The 16,089-nt window shown below is 65.9% G+C and carries 15 protein-coding genes; 9 read left to right on the plus strand and 6 right to left on the minus strand.

Features of this window, described 5'->3' with window-relative positions:
- Nucleotides 1-8 precede the first annotated feature (8 nt).
- Nucleotides 9-524: a MarR family winged helix-turn-helix transcriptional regulator gene (locus tag QW845_RS14750; RefSeq protein ID WP_315802287.1), complete on the plus strand. Its 516-nt coding sequence runs from the start codon at nucleotides 9-11 to the stop codon at nucleotides 522-524.
- A gap of 308 nt (nucleotides 525-832) precedes the next feature.
- Nucleotides 833-1,945 (plus strand): transposase, encoded by a 1,113-nt coding sequence (locus tag QW845_RS14755; protein WP_315802288.1) that lies wholly within the window; start codon nucleotides 833-835, stop codon nucleotides 1,943-1,945.
- 285 nt (nucleotides 1,946-2,230) lie between these two features.
- Here QW845_RS14755 and QW845_RS14760 read toward each other — a convergent pair whose 3' ends face one another.
- On the minus strand, nucleotides 2,231-3,427 hold the full coding sequence (locus tag QW845_RS14760) for an amidohydrolase family protein (RefSeq protein WP_315802289.1): 1,197 nt from the start codon (nucleotides 3,425-3,427) through the stop codon (nucleotides 2,231-2,233).
- Between the two features lie 330 nt (nucleotides 3,428-3,757).
- Between QW845_RS14760 and QW845_RS14765 the strand changes: the two genes are divergently transcribed.
- The 3 genes from QW845_RS14765 (at nucleotide 3,758) to QW845_RS14775 (ending at nucleotide 6,391) form a co-directional block, all read left to right on the plus strand.
- A complete protein-coding gene (locus QW845_RS14765) occupies nucleotides 3,758-4,639 on the plus strand; it encodes an aldose 1-epimerase family protein (protein WP_315802290.1) in 882 nt (293 codons plus the stop codon).
- Nucleotides 4,640-4,957: 318 nt separating this feature from the next.
- Nucleotides 4,958-5,377 carry a hypothetical protein gene (locus tag QW845_RS14770; RefSeq protein WP_315802540.1) on the plus strand — a complete coding sequence of 140 codons (420 nt, stop codon included), beginning with the start codon at nucleotides 4,958-4,960 and terminating at the stop codon, nucleotides 5,375-5,377.
- 192 nt (nucleotides 5,378-5,569) lie between these two features.
- Entirely contained in the window at nucleotides 5,570-6,391 is an 822-nt protein-coding gene (locus QW845_RS14775) for an aldo/keto reductase (RefSeq protein ID WP_315802291.1), read from the plus strand.
- A gap of 91 nt (nucleotides 6,392-6,482) precedes the next feature.
- On the opposite strand, the gene QW845_RS14780 is transcribed toward QW845_RS14775, so the two are convergent.
- Nucleotides 6,483-6,710, minus strand: coding sequence for a hypothetical protein (locus tag QW845_RS14780; protein WP_315802292.1), 228 nt, complete (start codon nucleotides 6,708-6,710; stop codon nucleotides 6,483-6,485).
- 144 nt (nucleotides 6,711-6,854) lie between these two features.
- Complete coding sequence (locus QW845_RS14785; RefSeq protein ID WP_315802293.1) at nucleotides 6,855-7,301, minus strand: hypothetical protein; 447 nt, start codon at nucleotides 7,299-7,301, stop codon at nucleotides 6,855-6,857.
- 175 nt (nucleotides 7,302-7,476) lie between these two features.
- On the opposite strand from QW845_RS14785, the gene QW845_RS14790 reads away from it, so the two are divergent.
- Complete coding sequence (locus QW845_RS14790; protein ID WP_315802294.1) at nucleotides 7,477-8,757, plus strand: amidohydrolase/deacetylase family metallohydrolase; 1,281 nt, start codon at nucleotides 7,477-7,479, stop codon at nucleotides 8,755-8,757.
- A gap of 12 nt (nucleotides 8,758-8,769) precedes the next feature.
- Here QW845_RS14790 and QW845_RS14795 read toward each other — a convergent pair whose 3' ends face one another.
- Nucleotides 8,770-10,008, minus strand: coding sequence for a PLP-dependent aminotransferase family protein (locus QW845_RS14795; RefSeq protein WP_315802295.1), 1,239 nt, complete (start codon nucleotides 10,006-10,008; stop codon nucleotides 8,770-8,772).
- 175 nt (nucleotides 10,009-10,183) lie between these two features.
- On the opposite strand from QW845_RS14795, the gene ribB reads away from it, so the two are divergent.
- From ribB to QW845_RS14810, 3 genes are all read left to right on the plus strand, one after another.
- Complete coding sequence (gene ribB, locus QW845_RS14800; RefSeq protein ID WP_315802296.1) at nucleotides 10,184-11,260, plus strand: 3,4-dihydroxy-2-butanone-4-phosphate synthase; 1,077 nt, start codon at nucleotides 10,184-10,186, stop codon at nucleotides 11,258-11,260.
- A 64-nt stretch (nucleotides 11,261-11,324) separates the two neighbouring features.
- The gene (locus QW845_RS14805) at nucleotides 11,325-12,539 is read left to right on the plus strand and encodes an acyl-CoA dehydrogenase (RefSeq protein WP_315802297.1); all 1,215 of its coding nucleotides are present in this window, start codon (nucleotides 11,325-11,327) and stop codon (nucleotides 12,537-12,539) included.
- 207 nt (nucleotides 12,540-12,746) lie between these two features.
- Nucleotides 12,747-13,661, plus strand: a complete 915-nt coding sequence (locus QW845_RS14810; protein WP_315802298.1) for an MBL fold metallo-hydrolase — start codon at nucleotides 12,747-12,749, stop codon at nucleotides 13,659-13,661.
- 93 nt (nucleotides 13,662-13,754) lie between these two features.
- Here QW845_RS14810 and QW845_RS14815 read toward each other — a convergent pair whose 3' ends face one another.
- Nucleotides 13,755-14,615 carry a DUF1499 domain-containing protein gene (locus QW845_RS14815; RefSeq protein WP_315802299.1) on the minus strand — a complete coding sequence of 287 codons (861 nt, stop codon included), beginning with the start codon at nucleotides 14,613-14,615 and terminating at the stop codon, nucleotides 13,755-13,757.
- 133 nt (nucleotides 14,616-14,748) lie between these two features.
- Complete coding sequence (locus QW845_RS14820) at nucleotides 14,749-15,972, minus strand: MFS transporter (protein WP_409997913.1); 1,224 nt, start codon at nucleotides 15,970-15,972, stop codon at nucleotides 14,749-14,751.
- Between the last annotated feature and the right edge of the window lie 117 nt (nucleotides 15,973-16,089).

Below are 16,089 nucleotides of genomic sequence, written 5' to 3' on the forward strand. Positions count from 1 at the left end.
GGGAAGATATGGCCAAGAGTCCCCCGCCGAAGCGATCGGCGAAAGCCACGACGAAGACTGCGCCGAGGCCGCAGGCAAAGCCCGCTGCGAAGGCCACGGCCAAGGCGGCGAAATCAAACTACGTGCTCGACGATCAGATCGGCTTCATCCTGCGCCAGGTCTGGCAGCGCCACACCATGATCTTCGCCCGCGACATCGGCAGCAACCTGACGCCGACGCAATGGGCGGCCATGTCGAAGCTGGTCGAGACCGGACCGTGCTCGCAGAACCAGCTGGGACGGTTCACGGCGATGGACGTCGCGACGATCAAGGGCGTGATCGACCGGCTGACCGCACGCGGTCTCACCGAGACCAGCCCGGATCCGCAGGATGGCCGCCGGCTACTGGTGAGCCTGACCCGCGCGGGTCAGCAGCTCGCGGAGAAGACCGCGCCGCTGGCGCTCGCGATCTCCAAGGAGACCTTGGCGCCGCTGGATGCGAGAGAGCGCGAGAGCTTGCTGTCGCTGCTGAGCCGGCTGAAATAGCTGTTGCAAACCGCCCGCGTAGGGTGGGCAAAGCGAAGCGTGCCCACCATTCTCACCGAGAGCGCATCTGCACATGATGGGCACGCGCCGCCTGGCGGCGTCGCTTTGCCCACCCTACTTGTTTGCTCAGTCGCTATGAGCGCAGCCCGATACAGCACCCTCTCCCCTTGTGGGAGAGGGCATCTCCGGTCCATCCACATTCGCGATTGGGTGAGGAGTATCTCTCGGCGAGCGAGACTCGCGGAGAGATACCCCCATTGGCGCTAACTTACCATTTTGCTGCCGGAAATGGATGATTCCTCGGTCGAGTGACTGACGAATCGCTTTCGAACGCCGAATGGCTGCGCACTATCGCTCGGTTGGGCGGCGCTGACCTGCTTGAGTATGAGGCTCGGGAATTTGGGGCTTTCAAACGAGCCCGCAAGGTCGAATGTGCCGTGGATCAGCTGCGGCTGGTGCTCGCGTATTGTTGGGGGACGCGCGGGCTGCGATTGACCGCCGCATGGGCTGAGGCGATGGGACTTGCCTCATTGTCGAATGTCGCGCTTCTCAAGCGGCTACGCAACTCGGCGGATTGGCTCGAACAACTGGTCAGCCGGCTGCTCGTTGGGAGCGCAGGTGAGACCTGCCTGGCCGCGGCGAAAGGCCGACCGGTCCGTCTTGTGGATGCCACGGCGGTGGCAAAAGCCGGCCGCAATGATCGCGAATCCGGCGGCGTATGGCGGATACATTCAGCCTTCGATCTGGCGAGCGAACGCTTCACCGCCTTCGAACTGACGGATGAGAGCGAGGGCGAGGTCATCGATCGCGCCGGTGTCGTGCCGGGCGAAATTCGCGTCGGCGATCGTGCCTATCTGCAGCCCGATCGGGTCGCCAAGGTGCTTGCTGAAAGCGCTGATATCGTAGTGCGCGCCAAATGGAATGGCGCTCGTTGGCTCGACGCCGACGCGAACCGTCTCGATCTCATTGCTCTGCTAAAAAAGTCGCGTGGCAAGGGACTGGTTGATCGGCCCGTCTGGATCAAGGCTTCGGCGAAAGAGCCTATCGCATTACGTCTGGTGGCGATCCGAAAGCCGAAGCAGGCGCGCGATGCCACGATCGAAAAGATCACGCGCCGGGCACGAGACATGGGCCGCAAGCTGCAGCCCGAGACGTTGGTCGCGGCCGAATGGGTCATCATCATCACCTCGCTCGATCGCGATGAATATCCACTTCCAGCAATCAGCAGCCTCTATCGATTGCGGTGGCGCATCGAGATCGCCTTCAAGCATCTCAAGAGCAGTATCGGCCTCGCGCGACCACCGGGCGAGGATCCCAGGAGTGCGAGAGCGCACATCCTCTGTCATCTTCTGCTGGCGCTGCTGACCGAGCCGCTCATCGCGGAACATCTCGGGGACTCTCCCCGCCGGGAGGCCGCGTGAAGAACGGCGTCTGGCGCCTATTGCGCTTGATCGTCGAGGCCCTCGTCGACGCCGTCATCCCCAAACCCGACGTGCAAACGTTGCGGGCCGCTGCGCGGAACATTCAACGCCATCTCCAAGAGCCGCCAAGAAAACGAGAATACCAAGCGTTAATTTAGTAAGTTAGCGCCAATGGAGATACCCCTCACCCGACCGAGATTTCTGCTCCGTCCTGCATGCCCTCTCCCACAAGGGGAGAGGGCGCATTCACGAACACTGCGCTCGCAATGACGAAGCTTGTGGCAACTACTTCGCCACGATCTCCGGAATTTTCGTCGCCGGCGGCGTGTTGCGGCTGCGCTGGGTGCGGACGATGCCGTCGATGATGGTCATCCCGATGCCGGGGAGGTCGCCGAGCTGGACGCTGTCGAGCAGGGTCTTGGCCGGCGAGTGCTGCGCCTTGTCCATGATGACGAAGTCGGCGGAGCGGCCGACCTCGATCAGGCCGCAATCGAGCTCGCGCATCCGCGCGGTGTTGCCGGTGGCGAAGCAGAACGCGATCTCGGCCGGGACATCGCCGAGCGAGGACAAGAGCGAGACCATGCGCAGGATCCCGAGCGGCTGCACGCCGGAGCCGGCCGGCGCGTCGGTGCCGAGGATGACGCGGTGGAGATCGTTCATCTCGCGCGCGGTGCGCAAGGTGAACAGCGCCGAGCGCTCGTTGCCGTTGTGCACCAGCTCGAGCCCCGCCTTGCAGCCCTCGCAGATGCAGCGGATCTGATCGTCGGGCAGCGCGGTGTGGCCGCCATTGATGTGTCCGATGACGTCGGTGCCGGCCTCCAGCACGACGTCCTTGTCGATCAGGCCGGAGCCGGGGATCGACGGACCGCCGGTGTGAATGGTGCTCTGGATGCCGTATTTGCGCGCCCAGCCGACCATCTTGCGCGCGGTCGGGCCGTCCTTGACGCCGCCGAGGCCGACCTCGCCGAGCAGCTTGACGCCGGCGGCGGCGAGCTCCTTGAAGTCGTCCTCGACCATCTCGCATTCGATCACTGGCGCGCCGGCATGCACCTTCACGCCGCCGGGACGGAGCGTCCAGAATGCGCGCTGCGCGAAGATCGCCATCGCCTTCAGGCCGACGACGTCGCGCGGCCGGCCGGGCATGTGCACCTCGCCGGCGGAGATCATCGTGGTGACGCCACCATGCAGATAGGAATCGATCCAGTTGCTCTGGTTCTGCCGCGGCGTCCAGTCGCCGGCGACCGGATGAACATGGCTGTCGATCAGGCCTGGCGCCACCGTCGTGCCATGGGCATCGACGATGGTCGTCGCGCCTTCGGTGTCGACGTCCTTGAAGCGGCCGATTCCCGTGATCTTGCCGTTCTCGGCGACGATCGTGTCGGCATCCAGGATGGGCCGTTCCAGGGCACCGGACAGCATGAGGCCGATGTTGCGGATGACCAGCTTGCTGGGACCGGTTGCTTGCGGCGCGTCATGGGCCATCGGGATATCCTTCTCTCCTGGCAAAGCATTTGCGGCAGTTTGCGCCTGCACGCGGCGCAGCATCAAGCCGGTTTCGGTCATTCGTACACGAATGATCAGGTCCGGCAAGCGGCGGCCTGCACGAAGATTTGGCGCGGGTTGCCTACCCTTCGGACACCGCGCGGGCCCTATGAACGCGGCGATATCCTCGGCTTCGGCCGCGTGTTCGACATCCCCGTCCCCTGTGCTTGTGGCGGTGGTCTCCGCGCTGGTGATGAACCGCACCCTGGACGTTGCTGCCGCGATCCGGCATCACCTCGTGTGATCTCTTTGCGACGAGGGTGACGGCAGATGAGCGACGACCTTCACACGATCGGCGCGGGCGGCATCACCGCCTCGGTCAAGGCTGATGGCGCCGAGCTGTGCTCGCTGAAGACGGCCGGGGGCCTGGAGTTGCTCTGGCAGGCCGGAGGCGCCTGGCCGCGCCATGCGCCATGGCTGTTTCCAATCGTCGGCCGACTCAAGAATGACCAGCTCCACCACCGCGGCCAGACCTATCCGATGACCCAGCACGGCTTCGCCCGCGACCTGCGTTTCACCTGGCTGGAGCGCGGGGCCGAGTCGTGCGTGTTGCAACTGACCGACGACGAGACGACGCGGGTGCGCTATCCGTTCGCCTTCCGTCTCACGGTGAGCTACCGGATCGCCGTTGACGCGCTGGACGTGGCGGTCGAGATCGCCAACCCCGGTGCGGAGATGCTGCCCGCCTCGTTCGGCGGCCATCCCGCCTTCAACTGGCCGCTGCTCCCCGGCCAGCCGAAGGAGAGCTATCGGCTGATTTTTGCAGAGCCTGAGCTGGCGCCGATCCGCCGTCTGACCGGCGGTTTGCTGCGCGAGCGGCCGGAGCCCTCACCGATCGAGGGGCGCGTTCTCCCGTTGAGCGAACGTCTGTTCGACGATGATGCCGTGATCCTCGATCAGCCGGCCAGCCGTTCGGTTCGCCTCGTCGGAACCAGGGGACCGGCGCTTGAGTTAGCCTGGGATAATTTTCGTCAGCTTGGAATCTGGTCGAAGCCCGGCGGCGTGCCGTTCCTGTGCATCGAGCCGTGGCGCGGTTTCGCTAGTCCGCTCAATTTCGACGGCGAGTTCGCGGCCAAGCCCGGCGTCATGCATATCGCGCCGGGCGTCGCCGAGAGGCTACGCTGCCGCATCAGAATCGATTCCTCGAATTAGTATGACTTATCTCGCGAGCGCCCGTTTGCGTGCACAGCGGTAACCGTGATCAGCAGTTTTGGGCCTGGAAATGACGGCGCCGTGACCTACATGAGAGACGAGCGCGGAACTTTGGCTATGATGCGTCGAACGACCGGCGGTTGGCGGGCGCTTTCTCCGAACTGATAACGGTCGATCATCGAACATGATGCGTGGCGCGAACTCAGGCGCTCGCAGCCGGTTCTTGCAGCCGTGCGCCTTTGCCGTCAGCGGGCGCGCGGAGATCTCATGGCAGGGGCGCGCGTAAGTGGGCGTTACGCGGGGGAACGGGAGGATGGGATGGTGTTGAGAGCTGTTGTCGGCACGATTACGTGCGCCGTGTTGCTCGCAGCGACCGATGCTGTGGCAGGGGCCTATCAGCCGGGTGACTTCCTCAAGCTCGATTTGTCGAAGGCCGTGTTGTCGCCGGAGCCGCTCGGCCCCGAGGCGCATTTCGAACCTGTGCCCATCGAAGCCAAAACAGACCGACCTGCGGTCGCGGTCCGTTCTGCTGTTGACCCCGACGTCAGTTCCGGCATCCCGCGCGCCGTCGCCACCCGGCGGACTCATGGCACGAGGACGGCCGAGCGGCCCCGCGGCGCCGCCCGCACCAAGCTCGTCCATCGGCGCGGCAATCCGCTCGACGCGCAGGCGATGGATACGCGCATTCAGACCTGGCCGTGCCGGCCTGGCAGCGGCGGCATCTGCAACTGGCGCTGATCGGCGGGTCTACCCGCGCGCCTGTTGCGTCCAGGAACCTCGCTCCCGACATCTTGATCGAGGTGGATGCCGGCTTGCTTGAACTCGCAAGCGGAGCGAAGGCAAGCTGAGCACTTCCCGCCAAGGTCTTGATGTTTCGAGGCTGCCGCCGGCGCTCGCTGGCGAGCGGCTCGCGCGATTCCAGGAGATTTCATGAACGCCATCGACACCCAGGGTATCCGCCTGCCCAAGCTCGGGCTCGGCACCTTTCGCATGCAGGGCACCGTCTGCCGCGAGGCCGTCGAGAGCGCGCTTGCGCTCGGGTACCGCCACATCGACACCGCCGAGATGTACGCCAATGAGGACGCGATCGGTGCTGCACTTGCGGCGACCAATCTGCCGCGCGCCGAATTGCATGTCACCACCAAGGTCTGGCCGGAGAACCTCGCGCCGGATGCGATCCGCCGTGCCTTCGACACGAGCCTCAAGAAGCTCCGGCTGGAGTTCGTCGATCTCTATCTCATCCACTGGCCGGCCAAGGGGATGAACCTGCCCGCCGCCCTGGAGACGCTGCTGAAGCTGAAGGAGGAGGGGCGCACGCGCGCGATCGGCGTCGCCAACTTCACCGTCGCGCTGCTGAAGCAGGCGGTCGAGGAGATCCAAGCACCTGTCGCCTGCAATCAGGTCGAATATCATGTGATGCTCGACCAGTCGAAGCTGATGGCCTACATGGCGGGCCGCTCGATTCCCCTGGTGGCCTATTGCCCGCTGGCGCAGGGACGGGCCGCCGCCGACGAGACGCTTGGGGCCATCGGCAGGAAGCATGGCGCCAGCGCCGCCCAGGTCGCGCTGAAATGGCTGTTGGACCAGGATGGGGTGGCGGCGATCCCCAAGGCAGCGCGCCCGGAAAGTCAGCGTGCGAACTGGGATGCGATGAAGCTTCAACTCGACGATGAGGATCGCGCCACCATCGCGTCCCTCCCGAAGGACAAGCGCTTCGTCAATCCGGCCTTTGCGCCGGACTGGGACCGCTGACGACCACGCGAAGCCCTGCAAGAACGGGCGTCAGAACGAACGCCACAGAAAATGGCCCCTTGCGGGGCCATTGCTGTGTCGAAGTTGCAGATCAGTCGCGCCGGATGATCACGGTGCGATCGTGATGGCGGTGGAAGGGCCGGACATAACGGTGAGGCCGGTACTCACGATGCATGCGGTATTCGGCGCGGGACCGATCCCAGCCGTGGTGGTAGTGATGGCCGCCACGCTTGATGACCACGGTCTCGGCATTGGCGATCGACGGTGCCGCGAGCGCGACGACCGCCAGGGAAGCGAGCGCGAGAGCGATTTTCTTCATGTTGTCCTCCAGAATGAAAGTGCGGGATCAACTTGAAGTGTGAAAGAACGTTCCGCAGGAACTTCCACGAAGTTGCTGAATGCACGTTCAGATTTGGTCTTCAAGCTCGCGGGCGAATCGCGGCGCCCCCTCGAGCCCGCCGCGTCAGTCGCATTTCCTGAGCGCTGGCGTCGGCTTGCCGTTGGCAACGAAGCGGCCGTCACGAATGGTGTAGCTGTCGTCCTCGCCGCGATTGAACACGGAGCGGATGTTGCCGTCGGCGGTCCGGGTGATCCCGTTCTCTCGCGTCTGGCGCGCTTTGGGCAGCACGATCGAGAGCACCAGCGTCTGGTCCGCCTCGACGCGTGCGCTCGCCACCTGGTTGACGTCGGACGGATCGTGGTCACGACGATAGATCAGGTGACGATCGTCAGTGACTTCGTAGGAGATGATGGCGCCGCGGCCCTTGACCGGCGGTGCGCTGCAGTCGGCGGCCCAGGTTCCGATCAGGCCCCAGGTCCGGGCGACCTCGACGGTGTCGTCGGCCCGGGCGGCAGACGCTGATGATGCGCAGAGGACGATTGCGATGAGAGGGCGGGAGATCGAAATCATGCGGTCTCGCGGGGATGACTGCCGTGACATCTTAATGCACTGCGTCAACGGCGCAACGACAGACCTGCGCCGAGATCGTTGGCACAAAGTCTCATTCTTTCCGGGCCGGCCTTGCTGGCGAGGGGGACAAGGCGCATGCTCCCCGCAACTACAAACAAGCGTGGGGAGGCTGACCATGTCTGCGCTGTCGCGCCGCAAATTCCTGCTGTCGTCCGGAGCGGCCGCCATGGCCGCGCTATCGGGTCCCGCCGGCGCCGCGATGGGGCCGGCCGACAAGTTCGATCTGGTGATCAAGGGCGGCGACGTGATCGATCCCAGCCAGTCGCTCCGAGGCAGGCGCGACATCGGGATCCGCTGGGGCGTCGTCGAAGCGGTCGAGCCCGAGATACCGGCCGAGCGGGCGCTGCGGTCGATCGACGCCAACGGCCGGCTGGTGACGCCGAGCCTGATCGATCTCCACAGTCACGTCTACCCCTATGGTTCGGCGATCGGGATTCCCCCGGACGAACTGGTGCAATTCCAGGGCACCACGACGGTCGTCTCGGCCGGCGACGCCGGTGTGAACAATCTGGCGGCGCTGCGCCGCTTCATCACCGCCCAGTCGCGGGCACGCATCTACGCCTTCGTCCACATCGCCAACAACGGCCTGTCGGCGTTCCCGGTGGCCGAGCTCTACAACATCGACAACGCGCAGGTCGACGCCTGCGCCATGGCGCTGGCGGAGAACCCGGACTTCCTGCTCGGGGTCAAGGTGCGGATGTCGGAGAACGTGATCTTCAAGCACGGGATCGAGCCGCTGAAGCGTGCCATCAAGGCCTGCGAGCTGTGCGGCTGGCCGGCGCGGATGATGGTGCATATCGGTGGCGTCGAGACCGGCGAGCTGATGTCACAGATCCTGGACCTGCTGCGCCCCGGCGACATCCTGACCCATGCCTATTCCGGCGCGCCGAATATGGGCGGCGCCTTCACCAACATCGTCCAGGACGGCAAGCTGCTGCCCGCGGCGCTCGCCGCCAAGCAGCGCGGCGTGCTGTTCGATGTCGGCCACGGCGGCGGCAGCTTCGATTTCACCGTGGCCGAAGTCGCAATCCCCGGCGGCTGCGGCCCGGACACGATCTCCTCCGACATCCATGTGTTCTCCGGCAACAGTCCGGGCATGCCGTTCCTGCCCAACGTGATGGCGAAATTCATCGCGATGGGATTTTCGTTGGAGCAGGTGGTGAGCATGGCCACCTCTGTGCCGGCCAAGATCATCAACCGTGCGCCGAAGATCGGCACGTTGCAGGTAGGCGCGCCGGCCGACGTTGCAATCATGGACCTGGTCGAGGGGCCCGTCAGCTTCGTCGATACCCGCGGCAACAAGCGCGACGGCAAGCTGCAGCTCAAGCCGGTGCAGACGGTGATCAATGGCGTGCCGTTCGGGCGGCCCTATCAGTCGCCCTTTTCGGTGCGGTGAGCGGCGCGCAAATCACTCGATCGCGCGCGTCCGCTCTACATTGGACGAGCGGAGCGGCACGCCGAACTCCTCCCGGCAGACATCGGCGAGCACTGCGATGCCCTCGCGGATCTCCTGATGCGAGGGGCTGGCGAAGCACAGCCGCAGGCGGCTCCGCGCATGCGCGGCGTCGGTGGACCATTCCGGTCCCGGATTGATCGAGACGCCGCGTTTGAGCGCTGCCTGTGACAGCTTCATCGCGTCAACCTGATCCGGCAGCTTGACCCAGAGGAAGATCCCGCCCTTGGGTGGCGCGAACTCGGCGGAGGTGCCGAACTCCGCGTTGAGCGCCTCGATCAGGGTGTCCAGCTTGGCGCGCAGGCCCCGCACCAACTGCGGCACGTGGGTCGCGAAATGCGGTCTGCAATATTCCGCCAGCACCATCTGTTCCAGCGCGCCCGAGCCGGCATCGGTCTTGAGGGCCAGCAGCACCGACATGATCTCCCAGGGCGCGACCAGGAAGCCGACCCGCAGCGCGGGCGCGACCGATTTCGAGAATGAGCCGAGGTGGATCACACCGCCATGATCGGACATGCCGTGGATCGCGCGGGGCCGTTTGCCCTCCCAGATCAGGTCGGCGTAGCAGTCGTCCTCGAACACCGGTACGCCATAGGCGCGCGACAGCCACAGCAGCTCGGCCCGCCGGCTTTCCGGCATGATGGTGCCGGTCGGGTTCTGCACCGTCGGAATGGTATAGATGTATTTCGGCCGGATGCCGCGGTCCTTGAGATCGGCCAGCACCGTCGCCAGCGCATCGGTTCGCATGCCGTCCCGGTCGAGCGGGATGCCGATGACCTTGACGCCCAGTCGCGCCAGCCGCGTCAGCGTGCCCTGGTAATTGTCCTGCTCGACCAGCACGGTGTCGCCGCGCGTGAGCAGCGCCTGGTTGACGAGGTCGAGGCCCTGCAGCGAGCCGGACAGGATCATGATGTCGTCGGCGCGCGCCGACATGCCCGCGTCCCGCGTCAGCTTGGCGGCAAGAAAGTCCCGCAGCGGCCGGTAGCCTTGAGGCCCATGCGCGAGGCCGTAGGTGGCGAGCGCGCGTCCCTCGCGGGCGAGCACGGCGTCGGCAGCCGCGCGCAAGCCCTCCACGGGCACGGCGTCGGCGTCGTTGTTGCCACCGACGAAGCTGTATTTTGCGAGTCCCGTCCAGCGCGCGGCCGGCGTGGGCAGGCCGGGGCTGAGGAGGGGTGCAAAATCGAATGCGGCCATGAGGCGCGGCTCCCTTGTTCTCGATTTGAGGCGACTTTAAACAGATACCAGGGCGCTTGTCCTGGCAGGGCAGGTCCTTTTCCCGGGGAAGGCGACCTTCGCGCGGCGATTCCGCCGCTCTGGCGCGCGCCTGCGATCCCGGCTAAAGCAGCCCGGAAAAGCAGCGAGACTTGCAATGGCCGACTCGATCCAGGAAGTTCTGTACGCCTTCGCCAAGGGCGAGATGGTCGTCGTGACCGATGACGACGACCGCGAGGGCGAGGGCGATCTCATTGTCGCCGCCTCGCTCTGCACGCCCGACAAGATGGCGTTCATCATTCGCCATACCTCCGGCATCGTCTGCGCGCCGATCACGGCCGACGACGCGCGGCGGCTGCGGCTCGACCCGATGGTCGCGCACAATGATTCCAATCACACCACGGCGTTCACCGTCTCGATCGACTACAAGCCGGACGGTGGCACCGGAATCTCGGCCGAGGAGCGTGCCTCCTGCTGTCGCGCGCTCGCCAATCCCAATGCCGGCGCCAATGATTTTGCGCGGCCCGGCCATATCTTCCCGCTGATCGCGCGCGACGGCGGCGTGCTGCTGCGCTCGGGCCACACCGAGGCGGCGGTCGATCTCTGCAAGCTCTCGGGGCTGCCGCCGGTCGGCGTCATCTCCGAGTTGATGAACGATGACGGCACGGTCATGAAGGGCGAGCAGGTCGTTCGTTTCGCCGCGGCCCACAATCTCAAGCATGTCACCATCGCCGATCTCATCTCCTACCGGCAGGCGCGCGAGAAGCTGATCGAGCGGGTGTCGACGTTCACGACCGACAGCCCGATCGGGCCGCTGCAGGGCTTCGCCTACCGCTCGCCGTTCGATCCGATCACCCACGCCGCGTTCGTCTACAACGGCATCGGCGACGGCAAGAATGTGCTGACGCGGCTGCACAAGCCCAACATCGTGAAGGATCTGATCGCGGGCCCGCAGCGTATCCAGGCGGTGCTGCAGCACTTCAAGCAGGCCGGTCGCGGCGTGCTGATCTATCTGCGCGACGGCGCGGCCGGCGTTCCCGTCGAGCCGGTCGAAGAGCCGCATACCGCGGAGGCCGATCGCCATCGGCAGTGGCGCGAGGTCGGCGTCGGTGCGCAGATCCTGCGTGATCTCGGCGTGACCTCGATCCGGAACCTGACGTCGTCAGCGCATGACTACAAGGGCCTGTCGGGTTTCGGCATCGAGATCGTCGCCAACGAGCGGCTTGAAGGCTGAACTTCCAGGATTTAACCTCTAGACTGCTGCGACCCGTGCGCAGCGAGACGCGAAAGGACCATTCATGAGCGCGCGCCCTCAGGCAAAGGACAAGCCGGCCCAGTCGAGCTTCCAGTGGGACGATCCCTTCCTGCTGGACGAGCAGTTGACCGAGGACGAGCGCATGGTGCGTGACACCGCGCGCGCCTATGCCCAGGACAAGCTGCTGCCGCGCGTGACCAAGGCCTATCTCGACGAGAAGACCGATCGCGAGATCTTCAACGAGATGGGCGAGCTCGGCCTGATCGGCATCACCTTGCCGGAGGAATATGGCTGCGCCAATGCGAGCTACGTCGCCTATGGCCTCGTGGCACGCGAGATCGAGCGCGTCGATTCCGGCTACCGCTCGATGAACTCGGTGCAGTCCTCGCTGGTGATGTATCCGATCTACGCCTATGGCGACGAGAGCCAGCGCAAGAAGTACCTGCCGAAGCTCGCCAGCGGCGAATGGGTCGGCTGTTTCGGCCTCACCGAGCCGGATGCCGGCTCCGATCCGGCCGGCATGAAGACCCGCGCCGAGAAGGTCGCCGACGGCTACCGCCTGACCGGCAGCAAGATGTGGATCTCGAACGCGCCGATCGCCGACGTGTTCGTGGTGTGGGCGAAGTCGGCCGCGCATGACAACCAGATCCGTGGCTTCATCCTCGAGAAGGGCATGAAGGGGCTGTCGGCGCCGAAGATCGGCGGCAAGCTCTCGTTGCGTGCCTCGATCACCGGCGAGGTCGTGATGGACGGCGTGGTGGTGCCGGAGAGCGCGCTGCTGCCCAACGTGTCCGGCCTGAAAGGGCCGTTCGGCTGCCTCAATCGCGCCCGCTACGGCATCTCCTGGGGCGTGCTCGGCGCCGCCGAGGACTGCATGCATCGCGCCCGCCAGTACACGCTCGACCGCAAGCAGTTCGGCCGTCCGCTGGCCGCCACGCAACTGGTGCAGAAGAAGCTTGCGGACATGGAGACGGAGATCGCGCTTGGCCTGCAGGCAAGCTTGCGCGTCGGCCGGCTGATGGACGAGGGCAAGATGGCCCCGGAGATGATCTCGATCGTCAAGCGCAACAATTGCGGCAAGGCGCTCGACATCGCCCGCGTCGCCCGCGACATGCACGGCGGCAACGGCATTTCGATCGAGTATCAGGTGATGCGCCACGTCGCCAACCTCGAGACGGTCAATACCTACGAGGGCACGCACGACGTCCACGCGCTGATCCTCGGCCGCGCCATCACCGGCATCCAGGCGTTCTTCTAATCAGGCGTTCTTCTAATTCGCCTGGTCGATCTTGGGGACGGGCCCTGAGTCCTCAACTGTCATCGTCCGCGCAAGCGGACGATCCAGTATGCCGAGACGAGAGTGATCAGCCGATATGCCAGGGCGTACCGGATGCCCCGCCTGCGCGGGGCATGACGCCGGAGGAAGCGGGCCATTCAAGCGCCCGCGCAGAGTTAAGGGCAGCAGATGGCCGAGGAAGACGTCCCATTCAACCGCAACTTCCCGCTTGCAGCTGGAGTCGTCGAGGAGGTGCGTCCGGGCATTCGCCGCGTCCTCTGCAACAATCCGAGCCCGTTCACCTTCACCGGTACCGTCAGCTACATCGTGGGCACCGGTAACGTCGCGATCATCGATCCGGGTCCGGACAACGAGGCCCATGCGCAGGCGCTGCTCGATGCCGTCAGAGGCGAGACCGTCACGCACATCCTGGTGACGCACACCCACCGCGATCACTCGCCGAACACCGGCCGGCTCAAGGCCGCGACCGGCGCCACCGTCTATGCCGAGGGCCCGCATCGCGCGTCGCGGCCGCGCTACGAGAGCGAGAAGCACAGCCCGGAATCCGGCGTCGATCGGGACTTCGCGCCCGATGTCACCGTTGCCGATGGTGACGTGATCGAGGGGCAGGGCTGGCAGCTCGAGGCGCTGGCGACACCCGGTCATACCGCCAACCATCTCGCCTTCGCCTGGGGCGCGCGTAGCACCACCTTCGTCGGCGATCACGTGATGGGCTGGGCCACCTCGATCGTGGCGCCGCCCGACGGTTCGATGGTCGACTACATGGCTTCGCTGGAGCGGCTCGCCGCGCGGCCCGAGGAGCTGTATTTCTCAGGCCACGGACCGGAAATTCCGGAGGGACCGCGCTACACGCGCTTCCTGATGCGCCATCGCCAGGCGCGCGAAGCCTCGATCCTGCATCGCCTCGCCAAGGGCGAGGCCGACATCCCGACCATGGTGCGCGCGATCTATATCGGCATCGATCCGCGGCTCACCACGGCGGCCGGCTATTCCGTGCTGGCGCATCTGGAAGACCTCGTCGCCCGCGGCGTGGTCGCGACGGAAGGCGATCCGGTGATCGGCGGGACGTATCGGCTGGTATAGCGAACAGGGAGGAGCGAATAGCGAGCAGGGCAAGAGCGCGAGCGGGGACCGATTTCATTCCCTATTCGCTCCTCCCTCTTCGCAATTCGCCTCTCACTTCTTCACCGTCTTCGCATTCCCCTTCGCCGCCATGGGCGGCGGCGTCACCTTCTTCACCGGCTTCTGCGCCTCGGCCTCGCCGGCGCTGGAGAGATCCTCGATCAGCTTGGTCACGCGCGCGGCGTTGCTGCCGATATCTGACTCGAAATAGCGCGAGGCGGAGCGGACGTCGACGCGGGAATCCTCGCCGTCGGGCTGGATCCGGATCGAGATGTCCTCGCGAAAGCCCATGATCGGCGTGCGTGCGACCGCCTCGATGCGGCCGACGCGGCGCGGCGGCTGCGGCGCGCGCTCGTCGACCACGAACCATTTGCGCCGGTTGACCAGCTTCAGCGCGATCGCATAGGCACGATCGGGCGGCAGCTCGATCTGCACCGGCTCGATGTCCGGATAGAATTTCTGCTGCTGCTCGGCTGAATACAGCCCGGCATACACGGCCGTGTTGGTGCCGTCGCCGTTGCGCAGCGGCGCCAAGGCCTCGAAGCGCGGCGGATCGATCGGGTCGGTGGTGATGTCGTAGATCTTCGGCAGCTTGCGGTACTGGAGCGCGAGGTAGGCCGGATAGGCCAGCACCACGGCATCGATCATGAAGGCGAGCAGGATCCGGCTCATGCCGCGGCTGCCGTTGCGCCAGATCGCGACGAAGGCCGCGAGCCCGAGCAGGATCGACAGCACGGCAAGCCCCAGCGCTCCGAAGAACGTCGCCAGCGCCGGCTTCATCTCCAGAAAATCGAAGCGCAGGATCAGGATCGAGACCAGCACGGCGACGACCGAGAACACCGCCAGATTGCGGGTCCAGGTCGCGAGGCTGGAGATGGGCTCCGACAGATAGGGGGCGTGAAACCTGCGTGCCATCGTGTCAGGAACTGCCGGGTTGGGCCGCTGCCTGCGTTGCGCCGGGCGGCCGGGTCATCCGTGTGAGACCACGCGGAGGGGCTAAATTCAAGAGGGGTCTGGCCCGGAGAGGGCGGTTGATCCGTTGACTGCGTCAGGCGCTTGGGATGGGGCGGGCGCGCAAGGCCGTCAGCATCAATAGGATGGTTGCGACGGAGAATGCCGCGCCGGTCGCGAACGTCGCCTGCGACCCATAGGCTTGCCACAGCCATCCCGCCAGCAGGCTCGCGACCAGCAGCGCAGCGCCGGTCACAAGGTTGAACAGGCCGAACGCGGTGCCGCGCAGGTCCGGCGGGGCGGTATCGGCGACCATCGCCGACAACAGCCCCTGCGACAGCCCGAGGTAGAGGCCCCACAGCGCGACGCCGATCGCGGTGCCGATCAGGCCGGGCACGAAGGCCAGCGTCAGGTCGGCGGCTGTCAGCACCCCGAGGCCGCAGGTCAGCACGTTGTTGCGGCCGATGCGGTCGGAGAGGATGCCGGCGGGCATGGCGACGCCGGCATAGATCAGGTTCATCAGCACGTAGACCAACGGGATGAGGGAGAGAGCGAGGCCGTCGGCCTGCGCCTTGAGCACCAGGAACGCCTCGCTGAAGCGGGCCAACGCGAACACCGCGCCGATGGCGACCACGATCCAGTAGGCTGATGGCAGCCGGCGCAGCTCGCGCGCATGGACCGGCCAGCCGGGGTGCGGCGCAGGCGCTGTCTCCACCGGCTCGCGCACGCCGAACAGGATCAGCAGCACGGCAAGCGTGGCCGGCAGCGCCGACCACCAGAACACCGCCCGGAAGTCGTTGGCATAGAGCGCCATCAGCGCCACTGCGAGGAGGGGACCGGCAAAGGCGCCGATCGTGTCGAGCGCCTGGCGCAGGCCGTAGCTCGCGCCGCGGATGCCTTCCGGCGTGACGTCGGCGATCAGTGCGTCGCGCGGCGCCTCGCGGATGCCCTTGCCGATGCGGTCGACGAAGCGCGCGGCGAGGATCTGCCAGGATGTGCCGGCGAGCGGAAACACCGGCTTGGTCAATGCCGCCAGCCCATAGCCGATTGCGACCAGCAGCTTGCGCTTTCCGATGCGGTCGGACAGTGCGCCGGAGAACACCTTGGTGATTGCGGCGGTAGCCTCGGACACGCCTTCGATCAGGCCAATGGTCACCGTGGAGGCGCCGACCACGGTGGCGAGGAAGACCGGCAGCAGCGCGTGGATCAGCTCCGAGGAGATGTCCATCAGCAGCGATACCAGCCCGAGCGTCAGCACCGTCGACGGTACGTCGCGCCATGTCGTGGAAGCCGGGACGCGCGCTCTTGAACCCATGCCCATCTTCTAGATGCGGCCGAGACTGCCATCTTGCGCCACGTCAAAGCCGCAGCGGCACAAGCGCCACGGCCCCGCCGAAAGGGAGGGGCCGCGGCTTCCTTGGTCAGGCTGCGCCGGATG

This window comes from Bradyrhizobium sp. SZCCHNS3002 (assembly GCF_032377435.1).
Lineage (GTDB): Bacteria > Pseudomonadota > Alphaproteobacteria > Rhizobiales > Xanthobacteraceae > Bradyrhizobium.